The sequence below is a fragment of the Thermoanaerobacter siderophilus SR4 genome, from assembly GCF_000262445.1.
Taxonomy (GTDB): Bacteria; Bacillota; Thermoanaerobacteria; order Thermoanaerobacterales; family Thermoanaerobacteraceae; genus Thermoanaerobacter; species Thermoanaerobacter ethanolicus.
The window spans coordinates 211,447-227,574 of record NZ_CM001486.1 but is presented as its reverse complement, the minus strand read 5'-3'; the positions used below and the strand labels follow the sequence as shown (position 1 = coordinate 227,574).

Sequence of the window (16,128 nt, the reverse complement as noted above, 5' to 3'; positions counted from 1 at the left end):
TTTTATTCATTTTTTTAATGGGGGTGTAAATTTAAGTGGGCACTTCGAGTAAAGATAAAAAAATAAGTGTTTTAAAGTGTATTATTTTTTGTCTTTTATGATAAAATGTATCATAAAAGGGGGCGAAGGATGTGAAAAGAATTGACAAAGTTTATAATTGTCTAAAGGAATTGTGCAATAAGCAATTTGCTGAAAGAGGAGAAATAATTGGAGTTTCAGCTATGGAAATTGCACATGCTCTTAATATACAAAGAACAAATGCTTCCAGCGATTTAAATACCCTTTTTAGAGAAGGAAAAGTTATAAAAGTTGAAGGTAAACCAGTTTTGTATAAGGTTAAAGAACTTGATATGGTTTCTGATGAAAGTGATATGGTAGTGAAAGATGTATTTGACAGCATAATAGGAGCTAATTTAAGCCTTAAAAATGCCGTACAGCAAGCAAAGGCTGCTATAATTTACCCACCTAATGGTCTTCATACACTTTTGCTTGGGGAGACGGGTACAGGCAAATCCATGTTTGCAGAAGTCATGTATAGTTTCGCAAAAGAAATTGGGAGAATAAAAAGAAACGCTCCTTTTGTGACTTTTAACTGTGCTGACTATGCTAATAATCCGCAACTTTTAATGTCACAACTGTTTGGAGTGAAAAAAGGAGCGTATACAGGTGCCGATAAGGATAGAATGGGCCTTGTTGAGAAAGCGGATGGTGGCATACTTTTTCTTGATGAAGTCCATAGACTTCCACCAGAAGGACAAGAGATGCTTTTTTATCTGATTGATAAAGGGCTTTATAGACGACTTGGAGAATCTGAAACACAACATAAAGCGAATGTTTTAATAATATGCGCTACAACAGAGAACATTGAGTCTACTCTTCTTAGGACTTTTATAAGGCGGATACCAATGGTGATTAAATTGCCGGCTTTAGCAGAAAGAACATATGAAGAAAGATTTGAACTTATTAAAAATTTCTTTAGAGAAGAAGCAGCTATTATTAACACTGATATTATGATCACTTCAAATGCTCTAAAAGCTCTTTTGCTTTATGAGTGTCCTAATAATATAGGTCAACTGAAAAGTGATATAAAACTTTCAATTGCAAAAGCTTATCTTGGATACATGATGAAAAGAGATAAAGGAGTATGCGTGCATACTGAAGATTTACCTGAGTATGTCAGAAGAGGATTGTTTAGGTATAAAGAGTCAAAAGATGAGATTGATAAATTTATTACAGGAGATATAATAAAGTTTTCAGCCGATAATGCTACTCCTGTTATTCAACAGAATAATCAGATATTCAATTTTTATGAGGCATTAGAGGAAAAAGGAAAGCTTTGGAGCAAAAAGGACTTAACGAAAGTGATATAAAACTCATCATGAGCATTGATATAGAAACATATTTGAAAAAGTATCTCTTAAATCTGGATAAAAATAATTTGGAGGAATTATATAAAATAGTAGATAAAAAGATTGTTGATATAGTAAACGATTTTTTGAATTATGCCAGCAAAAAGTTAAAAAGGCCCTTCAGTGAGAAAACTTTATACGGCCTTTCTATGCATGTAGCCAGTTCTGTTGAAAGAATACTAAGTGGCAAAGACATTGTAAATCATCAGCTGGAAAATATAAAGAAGGTGTATGAGAAAGAATTTGAAGTGGCAAATGCTTTGAGAGAAAGGGTCCAAAAAGAGTTTAACATAAAAGTACCTGATGATGAAGTGGGCTTTGTTACGATGTTTTTATGCCTTGACGAAGAAACAAAGGAAAAAGACGAAAGGGTAGGCATTATTGTTGCAATGCATGGAGAAGCCGCTGCTACTTCAATCGCGGAGGTTTCCAACAGGCTTTTAGGTGACAATTATGTAATTGGTTATAATATGCCACTTGATCAAAAACCAGAAGTTGCGTTAAATAATTTAACTAATATTGTAAAAAGAGTTGACAAAGGAAGAGGTGTATTACTTCTTGTTGATATGGGTTCACTAGTATTATTTGGTGACATGATATACGAAAGGACAGGAATACCTGTCAAAACAATTGAAATGGTTTCCACACCTATGGTTTTAGAAGCAGCAAGAAAAGCAATCCTTAACGCCTCTTTGGATGAAGTGTATGATGCAGTTGTCAATTTCAGTCCTTATGTGGGGAGAATCTATAAAGACAGCGTTAAATTTGAAGATTCTCTTAAAAAGAATGTTATCATAACTGCTTGTATAACTGGTGAAGGGACAGCAGTTAAACTTAAATCAATACTTGAAAAAAACCTTGACTTAAAAGAGAAAGATATTCATGTTATTCCAATTGAAATTGAAAATAAAAGAGAATTTAGAAGAAAACTACTCAACATCAAAGAAGAAAAAATATTTTAGCTGTTGTAAGTGCTATAAATCCACAGGATGATTCTATATTGTATATTTCTACATCAGATGTGTTTGATAATGATAAATTATCTGTATTGAAAAATAAAATTGAAGCTCTTTCACAAATCGAGATAATTGATAACATGAAGGAGGTCATAAGAGAAAATATAAAGATAGATTCAGAAAAGTATATATCTTCTTTTAAAAGATTTTACGCAACTTTAATAAGAGAAGGAGTAAATTTAAATGAAGATATTACAATAGGATTAATACTTCATCTTGCTTGTGTAATTGAGCGTATATTACAAGGGAAACAATTAATACACATTAAGGATACACAAGAATACATTAAGAATTATCCAAAAGAGTTTGATATTATAAAAAAAGCTATAAGGATTATCGAAGAAGGATGTAGTGTAAAGATTTCAGACGAAGAATGCGTAAATATGATGAAAATAATCTATTCACTTTAATACACATATGTGTATTGAATACGTTTTTAAATGATACACATTAAAACGGTTTAATAAACATCGTCATTGAAGGCGGAAAAGCAGCAATTTTGTAGAGGCGATTACTATTTGGCATGAGATTTGCATCAGTATATAATGCAAAAAATTTTAAAAAGGAGTTGGTCTAATGGATGCACTTATTAATTTCCTTGACAGGTATTTCATGCCTGTAGCAGGTAGAATTGCTGAGCAAAGGCACTTAAAATCTATTCGTGACGGAATAGTTGCAACAATGCCATTATTACTCATTGGGTCTTTCTTCTTAATTATAGCTTTTCCGCCTATACCTGCTCTCGAAGCCCTTGTTAAACCTTATGTAAATGATTTATTAAAAATAGTCAATGCAACATTTGGGATAATAGCTATGGTTGCATCATTTTCAATAGCTTATTCACTGGCAGGAAGTTATAAATTAGATGCTTTAGCAGCAGGTGTTTTAAGTTTATCAACTTTTATGCTTTCAGTACCTTTAACTAAAGATGGGAATATACCTCTAAACTGGATGGGAAGCCAAGGTTTGTTTGTTGCTATGATTATAGCAATATTTGCTGTTGAAGTACAGAGAAAATTTGTAGAGAAAAATTTAATTATTCGTATGCCTGAGGGAGTACCTCCTTCCGTTGCAAGGTCTTTCGCAGCTTTGATACCTGGTTTTGTGATTATTACTTCTATATGGATAATTCACATGATACTTATTAAGACCGTTCATTTGACAATACCCGAGGCTATAAATAAATTAATTGCTATACCTCTTATGAGATTAGGTTCTACACTTCCTGCAGTAATACTAGCAATATTAGCAATTCAGCTCTTATGGAGCGTAGGTATTCACGGAGCAGCTTTAGTGGGGGGAATTTTGGGACCGATATGGCTTACTTTTACTCAACAGAATGCAGCTGCTAAGATGGCTGGAGAAAAAATCTTGCCTAATATTGTATGTCAACAATTTTTTGATATATTCATTTATATAGGTGGTTCTGGAACAACTCTTGCGCTTGCAATCCTTTTGGTTTTTGCTACAAAATCTGCACAATTGAAAGCTGTAGGTAAAGCTGCTATTTGGCCAGGTATATTTAACATAAATGAACCTATCACTTTTGGTATGCCAATAGTGATGAATCCCGTTATGATTATACCATTTATTTTGGCTCCTATTGCAGCAGGTCTTATAACTTATTTTGCGATGGCATTAAATTTGGTGGCAAGACCTTATGCTTTAATTCCTTGGACGACTCCTGTATTAATTAGTGGTTTCTTAACAACGGGAGATTGGAAAGCTATTATTTTACAGATTATAAATTTTGCTGTAGCTGGAGCAATTTATTATCCTTTCTTGAAACTATGGGACAATAAGAAATATGAAGAAGAGCAGCAATTGAAAAAAGAAGAAGAAAAATTAGCTGAGACGAAGGCATAATGATATATCCTGAGAGGCGTCGCCTCTCAGGATATATATTCCATAAAAAGGGTGGTACAGATGAAATATTTAATTGTAAATGCAGATGATTTTGGATTGACAAAAGGGGTTAACAAAGGAGTTGTTGAGTGCTACAAAAATGGCATTTTAAGGAGTACTTCTATAATGTGTAATATGCCTTATGCACATGAAGCTTTAGAAATTAAAGAATTATGTCCAGATTTAGGTTTTGGGATACACATAACTCTAGATGCTGGTAAACCGTTAAGTAGTCCTGAAAAAGTGAATACTTTGGTAGATGAAAGAGGATATTTTAAGAGAGGTTTTCCTCATTCTTTAGATGATGCTGATGTGGATCAAATCAGAATAGAAATAGAAGAGCAAATTAAAAAAGCTTTTTCTTTAGGTGTAACGATAACTCATATGGATAGTCATCATCATGCGCAAAGTCATCCCAAGGTAATAGATGTATTCATAGAAATGGCTCACAAATATAACTTGCCTGTACGATCTACTCCATTGGATAGGGAAATAATTATTAAAGCTGGCTTAAAAACAGTTGATAATTTTATTTATAATTTCTATGATGAAGGTGTTAAAAAAGAAAATTTATTGTCTATATTAGGTAGTTTAGAGGAAGGTATAACAGAAATAATGAGCCATCCAGCTTACGTAGATGATGAATTAATGAATATTTCGTCTTATAATACGAAAAGAGAAATTGAGAGAACAATATTGACTGATAAAGATGTTTTACAATTTATTCTTGATAATAACATTTTGTTAGCTAACTATTCGATATTAAAATAAATTTAAAGTAGAAGGAGGGTATTTACAATGAAAATTCTATTAATTTGTGGTGCAGGAATGTCTACAAGTTTGTTAGTTGAAAAAATGAAAAAAGAAGGCGAAAAAAGGGGGATGAAAGATTTATACATTTTTGCAGAGGCTGCAGACAATTTAGAAAAAGTTATAGATGATTACGATGTTATATTATTAGGTCCTCAAATTAGGTATAAAGAAAAATATGTTTCAGAACTCGCAAAAGAGAAAAACAAAGTTTATAGAGTAATTCCACCAAACATATATGGGATGATAGATGGAGCCAAAACATTGGATTTAGCAATTGAGGCGCTGAAAAACAAATAAAATTTAGGAGGCAGAAAAATGGATCTTGAACAAATTGTTTTTACTATTATATCTCATGCAGGAAATGCACGAAGTAATTCTTTTGAAGCATTAAAGCATGCAAGAGAGGGAAATTTTGAGGAGGCCAAAAAGTGCTTGGATAAAGCAAGTGAAGAGCTTTTAGAAGCTCATCACGTTCAGACAGATATGATACACAAAGAAGCGGCAGGAGAAAAACAAGAAGTTACACTTCTTTTAGTACATGCAGAAGACCATCTTATGAATGCAATTCTTGCAAAAGAATTGATAACGGAAATGATTGACTTGTATAAAGTTATTTATCAGACAAAGGGGGCAACTTTTAATGTTTAAAAAGGATTTGAAAATTGCTGTAATTGGAGGGGGTTCTAGTTATACCCCCGAACTTATTGAAGGTTTTATCAAGAGGTATAATGAATTACCAGTTAAAGACCTATATTTAGTAGATATAGAAGAAGGCAAAGAAAAACTTGAGATTGTTGGCGGTCTTGCAAAAAGAATGGTAGGAAAAGCTGGCGTTGGTATAAACATTCATCTGACTTTGGACAGGCGTGAAGCCATAAAAGATGCAGATTTTGTTGTTACACAGTTTAGGGTAGGGGGAATAGATGCGAGAATTAGAGATGAAAAAATTCCTCTAAAGTACGATGTTATAGGGCAAGAAACAACTGGACCCGGTGGTTTTGCAAAAGCACAGAGAACAATACCTGTCATATTAGATGTATGTAAGGATATAGAAGAACTTGCGCCAAACGCATGGCTTATCAATTTTACAAATCCTTCAGGTGTGATAACAGAAACGGTTTTAAAGCATACAAACGTAAAAGCGATCGGATTATGTAATGTACCTATAGGCATGGTATACGGTGTTGCAGAAATGCTTGAGGTTGATCCAAAAAGAGTGTATATAGATTTTGCAGGGCTTAATCATTTAGTATGGGGTACACATATTTACTTAGATGGCGAAGATATAACAGAAAAATTAATAGACAGTTTTGCAGGTGGTAAGTCTTTATCAATGAAAAATGTACCTCAGTTGCCATGGGATCCTGATTTTATAAAATCTCTTGGCATGTATCCTTGTCCATACCACAGATATTATTATTTAACTGATCAAATGCTTGAAAAACAGAAAGAAGAAGCTGCTACAGTAGGCACAAGAGGAGAAGTTGTCAAAAAGTTAGAACAAGAACTATTTGAATTATATAAAGATCCAAATTTGAATATAAAACCGCCGCAGTTAGAAAAAAGAGGTGGAGCCTACTATTCTGATGCTGCTTGTTCCTTGATATGTTCAATATATAATGACAAAAAAGACATACATGTGGTCAATGTGAGAAACAATGGTACAATTGCAGATTTGCCAGATGATGTGGTAATAGAAACAAATGCAATAATAGATAGAAATGGTGCACATCCGATAAATATTGGACATGTGCCAGCAAAAATAAGAGGTTTAATGCAAGCAGTAAAAGCTTATGAAGAACTTACTATAGAAGCAGGTGTGAAAGGTGACTATTATACGGCTTTACAGGCGTTGACAATACATCCGCTTGTACCTTCTGCGATGATTGCTAAAAAAATACTTGATGATATAATTGAACAAAATAGAGATTATTTGCCGCAGTATAAGTAAAAATAGTGATTTTACAAAGTAATTTTTTCTATTAAATTACTTTTTCTTTTTGTTAAAATAATATTTTGAATTATCTTACATAAGGAGGAAAATATTATGGCTAAAGAATACAAATTTCCAGAAGGATTTTGGTGGGGGTCTGCAACGTCAGCAGTACAAATAGAAGGCGCTGCAAGTGAAGATGGAAAGGGAATGAATGTATGGGATTATTGGTATAAAAAAGAGCCAAATCGGTTTTTCGATAGAGTAGGTCCAGATGTGACATCTGATTTTTACCACAGATACAAAGACGATATAAAACTGATGAAAGAACTTGGACATAACTCTTTTAGATTTTCTATTTCATGGTCGCGGTTGATACCGGGTGGTATTGGTGAAGTCAATAAAAAAGCCGTAGAGTTTTATAACAATGTCATTGATGAGCTTATAAAAAATGATATAGAGCCATTTGTTACGCTGTTTCACTTTGACATGCCTATAGAAATGCAAAATATAGGAGGTTTTGAAAATAGACAAGTAGTAGAATATTTTGCTGAATATGCTAAAACATGTTTTGAGTTGTTTGGAGATAGAGTCAAAAGGTGGATTACATTTAATGAACCAATAGTTCCTGTATTAGGTGGGTATTTGTATAATTTCCATTATCCAGATATAGTAGACTTCAAAAGAGCGTTACAATTTGCATATGGCACAGTATTGGCAAGTGCGAGGGCAATAGAGGAATTTAAAAAGTTACAAATAGAAGGAGCTAAAATAGGTATTGTTTTAAACTTAAGCCCTGTATATCCTAGGAGCAGCCATCCAGCGGATTTAAAAGCCGCAGAGATTGCAGATTTATTCCATAATAGAAGTTTTTTAGATCCATCTGTCAAAGGAGAATATCCTAAAGAACTTATTGAACTTTTAAAATCATACAATCATCTGCCAGAGTATTTGGATAACGACTTAGAATTAATTAAAAATAACACTGTGGAATATTTGGGAGTAAATTATTATCAACCAATTAGAGTTAAAGCTAAGGAAAATATGCCAAATCCATATGGAGTATTTACACCTAATTGGTTTTATGATGAGTATATTATGCCAGGCAGGAGAATGAATCCTTATAGAGGATGGGAGATATACGAAAAAGGAATATATGACATAATGATAAATATCAGAGATAATTATGGCAATATAGAGTCTTTTATTTCGGAAAATGGAATGGGAGTTGAAGGAGAAGAGCGTTTTATTAAAGATGGAATTATCCAAGATGATTACAGAATAGAGTTTATAAAAGAACATCTAAAGTGGCTCCATAAAGCAATTGAAGAAGGATGTAATGTTAAAGGATATCATTTATGGACTTTTATGGACAATTGGTCTTTCATAAATGCCTATAAAAACCGTTACGGTCTTGTATCTGTTGATCTAAAAACACAAAAAAGGACTATAAAGAAAAGTGGATATTGGTATAAAGAACTATCTCAAAATAATGGATTTGTTGATTAATTATAATTGGGGTAGCTTACAACTAACATTCTGAATTGTGAAAATTTATTTTGCATTGATAGCTAGAATATCTAAATTTCAGGCTTCAGAAAGTTAGGGATGGCTCCGCGCTTAAACTAGCACTTTTCATAGTAACTATTATAAAATTCGAATCACATATGTGAGAATACCTCCGTATATATAAAAAATCTTCCACCTAGCTTAAAGATTGAAAAGTTTGTGCGATTATATCATGTTTTTTTACAAATTGTGCAATTGGTTGTTGGAGTCATTTCTTCTAATGACATTTTTACAGTATAAGGACTAATAGAGATATTAGTTAGTAAAAAAATCATCTATAATGGGTGAGAAGGAGGAGAAGATTATATGAATCAAATAAACATAAAGTCATTTCCCAGAAATTTTTTATGGGGAGCTTCCACTTCGGCATATCAGGTAGAGGGAGCATGGAATGAAGACGGAAAAGGACTATCAGTTATTGATGTGGCAAAATATCCAGAAGGGACATCGGATTTCAAAGTAGCAAGTGATCATTACCATCGTTACAAAGAAGATATAGCGTTATTCGCAGAAATGGGATTAAAGGCCTATCGATTTTCTATCGCTTGGACGCGCATTTATCCAAATGGAACAGGGGAGATCAATCAAAAAGGCATTGATTTTTATAATAATCTTATAAATGAATTGCTGTCCTATAATATCGAACCTATCGTTACCATGTATCATTTTGATTTACCTTATGCTTTGCAACAAAAGGGAGGATGGTCGAATAGAGAAACTATCGATGCATTTGAAAATTATGCTAGAACATTATTTAAATACTTTGGAGATCGAGTAAAGTACTGGTTAACTATTAATGAACAGAATATGATGATTTTGCACGGTTCAGCCATTGGCACTCTAGATCCTAATATGAAAAATCCTCAAAAAGAATTATACCAACAAAATCATCATATGTTTTTGGCTCAAGCAAAAGCAATAAATTTATGTCACGAAATGTGTCCAAATGCTAGGATTGGGCCAGCGCCGAATATTGCTTATGTTTATCCAGCCTCTTCCAAACCAGAAGATATCTTAGCAGCACAAAATTTTTCATCAATCCGAAATTGGTTATATTTGGACATGCCAGTATTTGGGCGTTATAATAGTGTTGCATGGAGCTATATGGAGGAAGAAGGATGTACACCAACTATTCAAGAAGGTGATATGGAAATATTAGAATCTGCAAAACCAGATTTTATTGCCTTTAATTATTACTCAACGGTGACAGTGGCGGAAAATAGCAGTAATGATTCTGCTGAAAATTCAATCGGAGACCAGCAAATTACTATTGGAGAACCCGGTTTTTACCGTGGAGTTGCAAACCCACATTTGGAAAAGACACAATTTGGTTGGGAAATCGATCCGGTAGGTTTCCGCATTACATTACGCGAATTAAATGACAGATACCATCTTCCATTGTTGGTAACCGAAAATGGTCTAGGTGCTTATGACAAGTTGGAGGAAGGTGATGTTATTAACGATGATTATCGTATTGAATTCTTACGTAAGCATATAGAACAAGCACGGTTGGCTATTTCTGATGGAGTGAATTTAATAGGATATTGTCCTTGGTCAGCTATTGACCTTGTCAGTACACATCAAGGATTTAGCAAGCGTTATGGTTTTATATATGTCAACAGAGATGAATTTGATTTAAAAGACTTAAGACGAATTAAAAAGAAAAGTTTTTATTGGTATAAAAATGTTATAGCTACAAATGGTGAAAAGTTATAGTTAAACTGTCGCAGTTGAAAAAAAGAGAAAAGTTGCTTTTGCAACAATTGTTAAAAAAATACTTAATGATATAATTGATCAAAATAAAGAATATCACAGTATTATAAATAACTTAACCGGCCGGAAGGCCGGTTTTTTAGGTGTTTTGGCAAGTTTTGGCGCAGATAAAAACTGGTGATTTATCTTCAATTTTGTCAAAGAAAACGAATGACAAAACTGATTTTCTTTGAATTGCATAAATGCATATAGGGGTTTACAATAATTATAGAAGAATGAATTCAAGAAGGAGGTAAAATTTATGCAAAACACTAATGCTCTCATAACTGGTGGCGGAAGTGTAAAAGCGAAGTTGCAAAGGCTTGGTGGCTTCTTGGCTGGCATGGTAATACCTAACATTGGTGCTTTCATAGCATGGGGACTTATTACTGCTTTCTTTATTCCAACAGGGTGGATTCCAAATGAACATTTGGCTAAACTTGTTGGACCTATGATAACGTATCTTTTGCCAATTTTAATTGGCTATACTGGTGGTAGGCTTGTATACGATGTGAGAGGTGGAGTAGTCGGTGCTATTGCAACAGCAGGTATCATAATTGGTTCATCTATACCGATGTTTCTCGGTGCTATGCTGATGGGGCCTTTGGGGGGCTATGTCATTAAAAAATTTGACGAGCTTGTAGAAGGAAAAATCCCAGCAGGTTTTGAAATGCTTGTCAACAATTTCTCAGCAGGTATTTTAGGTGGTTTATTAGCAATTTTAGCATTTCTTTTCGTTGAACCAGTGGTAAATGGCATATCAGTAGGATTAGGTGCAGCAGCTCAATGGGTTACAAACAAAGGCTTATTACCTTTAATAGCAATTTTTATAGAACCAGGGAAGATATTGTTTTTAAATAATGCTATTAACCACGGTATATTGGCTCCTCTTGGAGTAGCACAAGTTAAAGAACTTGGAAAGTCAATATTCTTCTTGCTGGAAACAAATCCAGGTCCGGGATTGGGAGTTTTACTGGCATACTGGTTCTTTGGAAAAGGTGATGCAAAACAATCAGCTCCAGGTGCTATCATAATACACTTCTTTGGCGGAATACATGAAATATATTTCCCCTATGTTTTAATGAATCCATCACTGCTCTTGGCAGTTATAGGCGGTGGAATGGCTGCAGACGCGACATTTGTTTTGACAAAAGCAGGTTTGGTAGCTACGCCTTCACCTGGTAGTATATTTGCAGAGATAGCTATGTCACCAAAAGGCGGATTACTTCCTGTACTTGCGGGTATTACAGTTGGTGCTGTTGTTTCCTTCCTGATAGCTTCAGTCATTGTAAAAAGGGCAAGTGAAGAAAGTATGAGTGCTGAAAGTATGACCTTTGCTCGCTCGATCGTTAGCGGACTTAAAGCGCAAAGCAAAGGACAAAAAGTTGAAGAAATAAAGCCAAATGCACAAAAAATAGAAGGTATGCCTAAAATGATTGTTTTTGCTTGCGATGCTGGTATGGGTTCGTCAGCGATGGGAGAAACTATTTTAAAGAAAAATTAAAAGAAGCAGGATTGGATATTGTAGTTAAGCATTCTGCTGTAAATCAAATACCAAAAGAGGCCGATGTTGTATTTACACAGGAAAACCTTGCAGAAAGAGCTTCTCAAGTTGTGCCAAATGCTAAAATTGTAACGGTCAAAAACTTTTTAGACAATACAGTCTATGATGAATTTGTAAAGAACCTTAAAAAATAAAATAAAAATTTATGGTGAAGGGTATGGAAGATCTAACTGTAAGACAAAAATTTATATTAAAAACTTTGATAGAGAAAGGTCCTTCTAATATAGAGGACCTTTCCAAGCTTATGGATGTAAGTGGAAGAACTATTATGAGAGAAATAGCCTCTATAAACAATAATTTAAAAAATATAAAGCTGTTATTGTAGAGGACAATGGACAAATCATTTTAAAAGGAGAGGAAGAAGCGTTAGATAAAATCCATGCTTCTTTAGGCGCCATTCCTCTCCAATGGCTTTTAACTCCAGAGCAAAGGCAAATATTGATGACAATACAATTGTTGCTTTCAGAAGAACCCATAAAAGCTGCTTATTTTAGTTATCAATTTAATGTTGTAGAAGGAACTATAAGTCTCTATCTAGACAAAATAGAAGAATGGCTGAAAATGAGAAATTTATCTCTTATCAGAAGAAGAGGTTATGGGATTAAAGTAGAAGGAAGTGAATTAGATAAAAGAAATGCAATTGTGGAGCTGTTTTATAACTATAAACCCATAGAAGAACTTTTAGCTTTTGTCTATAATGATGAAAAAGACAATTATGTATACACATTTTTTAGTACAGTTTTTGACAATGAGTTAGTTCAATTAGTGAAAAGAATTGCACAACAAATTAAGAATGTTATACATGGTCACTTATCCGACTTAAATTACTTTGGGATGTTTGTACATTTACTTGTTTCTATTTACAGAACAAAAATAGACAAGCCAATACAGCTTAACGATGAATTTGTAAAGGACATTTTACTTTCTAATGAATTTATTTTCATGAAAGATGTAGAGAAAATATTGAAAGAAAATGAAGTATATTTGCCAGATGCTGAATTAGCATATTTGGCTCTTCATTTAAGTCCCAAAAAATACGTCTATAAACAAAATAGATTTAAAGAACTTGGCATTTCTTTACAAGATTTATCAAAAGAGGTTGTGGAAGAAGTTTCTCGGCTTTTAAATATAAAGATAAATTGCGACGAACAACTTATTGTAGGACTGTCACAGCATTTTGAACCTGCCCTTTATAGATTGACAATGGGACTTCAGACTACCAATCCATTAGTAGAAGAAATTAAAAATTACTATGGTGATTTGTTTAAAGCAGTAAATAAAGCTTGCAAGTTAATTTTTTCTAAATATAATCTCATGATACCTGAAGAAGAGATTGGATATATTACAATGCATATTGGAGCTGCAATTGAAAGACAGCAAGCTTTATCAAAAAAATTGAGAGTTTTTGTTATATGTCCGAATGGGATTGGCACGGCGAGAATATTATCAGCTAAATTAAAAACTCTTTTTAGAGAAATTGATGCTATTGACATTGGGGCAATATGGGAGTATAAGAAAAAGAGTGATGACTATGACCTAATAATTTCTACAGTAAAGCTTGAAGATTTAAAAGATAATGTAATTGTAGTATCGCCTTTTTTGCCAGAAGAAGATATTAAAAAGGTAGAAGAGTTTATAGAGAAATATGTAGTCAAGAAAGAAAGAGAATTGACAGGGAATTTGCCGACGGTGGAGAGAAGACGAAATTTTGAAATAGCAGATGAAATACTTCGAAATTTCCAATTAAAATACGTGGAAGCAAAAACTATTGCAGATTTAATAAAATTCATAGCAAAAGATTTATATGATTTAATGCTTACTGAAGATGCAAAAGAAATAGAAGAGCTAATCTTTAAAAGGGAAGCCATGGGCAATGTTGTCATACCAAACACCCACATTGCTTTAATTCATACAAGAAGTGACAAAATGGTAATGCCTTTTGTCGGCGTCTATAAACTAAAAACTCCATTAAAGATGAAAAGTGCTGGTTTTTCTTATGAAGAAGTAGACACTTTTCTTGTGATGTTAGCAAGGAAAGCAGAAAGCAGTGAAATATTAGAGATGTTAGGTAAAATAAGTATTTCGTTGATTGAGGATAAAGCTTTTAATGAAATATTGAGGCTTGGCGATATCAAAGATATTAGAAATAGCTTAGTTACAATACTAAATGATACACAGGAGGCTTTGGAAGATGAATAAAGAAATACTAAACGAAAATAATATCGTATTAAATGTACCATCAGAATCTAAAATACAAGCTATTGAAAGAGTAGGGAATTTGCTTTTTAAAAATGGCTATGTCGAAAAAGAATATATAGAAGGTATGAAAAAAAGAGAAGAAGATGTAACAACTTATATAGGTAATGGTATTGCTATTCCTCACGGTGTTTCTGAGTATGTAAAATATATAAAAAAATCTGGAATAGTTATAGCGCAATATCCTAAAGGAGTAGATTTTGGAGATGGAAATATTGCCTATATTGTCATAGGAATTGCAGGCAAGGGAGATGAACATTTAGAGATATTATCAAAAATAGCTCTTACCTGCCAGTATGAAGAAAATGTCGAGAAATTGAAAAAGGCAAGGACAAAACAAGAAATAATAGAAATACTTCAAAAAGGTGATGAATAATATGTTAAAAGCGGTTCATTTTGGAGCAGGGAATATAGGCAGAGGATTTATAGGATATTTGTTGTATAAGTCTGGATATGAAATAACTTTTGTTGATATATCAAAAGAATTAGTAGAAAGCATAAATAATTATAAAAGATATAATGTGATTATTTTAAAAGATAATGTGGAAAAGGAAGAAGTAAAAAATATCAAAGCTATTCATATAGAAGATGAAGAAAATCTATCCAAGGCTATTGTAGATGCAGATATAATTACGACTTCAGTAGGAGCTAATAATCTTAAGAGCATAGGGAAAAAGTTGATAAATTATTTAAAGATAAGAAAAGCTAACATTGATAAACCTTTGAATATAATGGCATGTGAAAATGCACTGTTTGCAACAAATATACTAAAAAATAGTATATTGGAAAAAGGGGATAAAGATTTTATTGATTACGTAAATCAAAAAATTGGTTTTCCTAATACGGCTGTGGACAGGATAGTACCGAATGTAGATATAAAGAAAGAACTGCCAATAGATGTAGCAGTGGAAGATTTTTATGAATGGGATATTGAGAAAAAAGCAATTATTGGGGATTTAAATATCAAAGGGGTGGAACTTGTCGCTGACCTTGAACCTTATATAGAGAGAAAATTATTTTTATTAAATGGAGCCCATGCTACCACTGCATATTTAGGATATTTAAAAGGGTATAAATATATACATGAAGCGATTGAAGATGATTTTATAAGAAATATAGTCTATAAAATGCAAGAGGAAGCTTCTAGCGCGCTTTCTAAGAAACATAATATAAAAATTGATAATTTAAGAGAATATTCAAATAAAGTAATAAAAAGGTTCAAAAATTCCTATTTAAAAGACGAAGTTGTAAGAGTGGGAAGAGAGCCTACAAGGAAATTGTCTGGAAATGACCGGTTAATGATGCCTGCCAAACTTTGTTATGAAATTGGAATTACGCCTGAATTTATACTATATGGTATAGCTGCAGGGTTTTTGTTTGATTATAAGGAAGACCCTCAAGCTTGTAAAATTCAAGATGACATTAAAAATTTCGGCTTAGAAAAAACAATAAGCAAAATTACAGGTTTAGAAGAAAATAGTGATTTATTACATGAAATTGTAAAGAAGTATAAAGAATTAAAAGAAACTTTTAGGAAAAGATGATATAGATTGGATTCTATATCATCTTTTCTCTTTTTTTTAATGAAAGCTTATTATAATAAAGTTAAAAATGTCTACAATATTAAGTAAACGTATAAAAGAAAAAGCAAATGGGAGTAAAATTGGAAATAAACATGTGATATTGCCCTAAATCGCTGTTGAAGGTCAAAAAAGTCTTTTATATAATTATATTAAGACTTGTCTGACATCTGATGTGTGTTGTAATTTACACAAAATTAATAATAGTTTAACTTCTATTTAACACTCCGCTGGTATACTTAAAATGTCTAAAATTTTTCCTGTAATTTTTATGGAGGTGGTTGTTGAAAATCTATTTGTTTTCTAAGAACAAAAATCCTAGTAAAAGGAG

At 32.8% G+C, this 16,128-nt stretch carries 9 protein-coding genes and 3 pseudogenes; all 12 read left to right on the top strand.

Going from position 1 to position 16,128, the window contains the following annotated elements:
• Positions 1 to 131 precede the first annotated feature (131 nt).
• The 12 genes and pseudogenes from THESIDRAFT1_RS01140 (at position 132) to THESIDRAFT1_RS01085 (ending at position 15,761) form a co-directional block, all read left to right on the top strand.
• Positions 132 to 2,835 (top strand): annotated as a pseudogene (locus THESIDRAFT1_RS01140) (sigma-54-dependent transcriptional regulator).
• Positions 2,836 to 3,001: 166 nt separating this feature from the next.
• Entirely contained in the window at positions 3,002 to 4,291 is a 1,290-nt protein-coding gene (celB, locus tag THESIDRAFT1_RS01135) for a PTS cellobiose transporter subunit IIC (RefSeq protein WP_003867024.1), read from the top strand.
• A 60-nt stretch (positions 4,292 to 4,351) separates the two neighbouring features.
• Positions 4,352 to 5,101, top strand: a complete 750-nt coding sequence (locus THESIDRAFT1_RS01130; RefSeq protein WP_003867023.1) for a carbohydrate deacetylase — start codon at positions 4,352 to 4,354, stop codon at positions 5,099 to 5,101.
• Between the two features lie 27 nt (positions 5,102 to 5,128).
• Positions 5,129 to 5,440: a PTS sugar transporter subunit IIB gene (locus THESIDRAFT1_RS01125; protein ID WP_003867022.1), complete on the top strand. Its 312-nt coding sequence runs from the start codon at positions 5,129 to 5,131 to the stop codon at positions 5,438 to 5,440.
• Positions 5,441 to 5,458: 18 nt separating this feature from the next.
• Positions 5,459 to 5,791: a PTS lactose/cellobiose transporter subunit IIA gene (locus THESIDRAFT1_RS01120; protein ID WP_003867021.1), complete on the top strand. Its 333-nt coding sequence runs from the start codon at positions 5,459 to 5,461 to the stop codon at positions 5,789 to 5,791.
• Positions 5,784 to 7,094 (top strand): 6-phospho-beta-glucosidase, encoded by a 1,311-nt coding sequence (locus THESIDRAFT1_RS01115; protein WP_003867020.1) that lies wholly within the window; start codon positions 5,784 to 5,786, stop codon positions 7,092 to 7,094. The genes THESIDRAFT1_RS01120 and THESIDRAFT1_RS01115 overlap by 8 nt, the downstream gene beginning before the upstream one ends.
• Positions 7,095 to 7,190: 96 nt before the next feature.
• Positions 7,191 to 8,585, top strand: coding sequence for a glycoside hydrolase family 1 protein (locus THESIDRAFT1_RS01110; protein ID WP_006569244.1), 1,395 nt, complete (start codon positions 7,191 to 7,193; stop codon positions 8,583 to 8,585).
• A gap of 366 nt (positions 8,586 to 8,951) precedes the next feature.
• Positions 8,952 to 10,361: a glycoside hydrolase family 1 protein gene (locus THESIDRAFT1_RS01105; RefSeq protein WP_006569243.1), complete on the top strand. Its 1,410-nt coding sequence runs from the start codon at positions 8,952 to 8,954 to the stop codon at positions 10,359 to 10,361.
• A gap of 298 nt (positions 10,362 to 10,659) precedes the next feature.
• Positions 10,660 to 12,095 (top strand): annotated as a pseudogene (locus THESIDRAFT1_RS01100) (PTS mannitol transporter subunit IIBC).
• 11 nt (positions 12,096 to 12,106) lie between these two features.
• A pseudogene (locus tag THESIDRAFT1_RS01095) lies at positions 12,107 to 14,160 on the top strand (BglG family transcription antiterminator).
• Entirely contained in the window at positions 14,153 to 14,593 is a 441-nt protein-coding gene (locus THESIDRAFT1_RS01090; RefSeq protein WP_004399758.1) for a PTS mannitol transporter subunit IIA, read from the top strand. Before THESIDRAFT1_RS01095 ends, THESIDRAFT1_RS01090 begins: the two are co-directional and overlap by 8 nt.
• Position 14,594: 1 nt before the next feature.
• On the top strand, positions 14,595 to 15,761 hold the full coding sequence (locus tag THESIDRAFT1_RS01085; RefSeq protein WP_006569240.1) for a mannitol-1-phosphate 5-dehydrogenase: 1,167 nt from the start codon (positions 14,595 to 14,597) through the stop codon (positions 15,759 to 15,761).
• Positions 15,762 to 16,128: the final 367 nt, after the last annotated feature.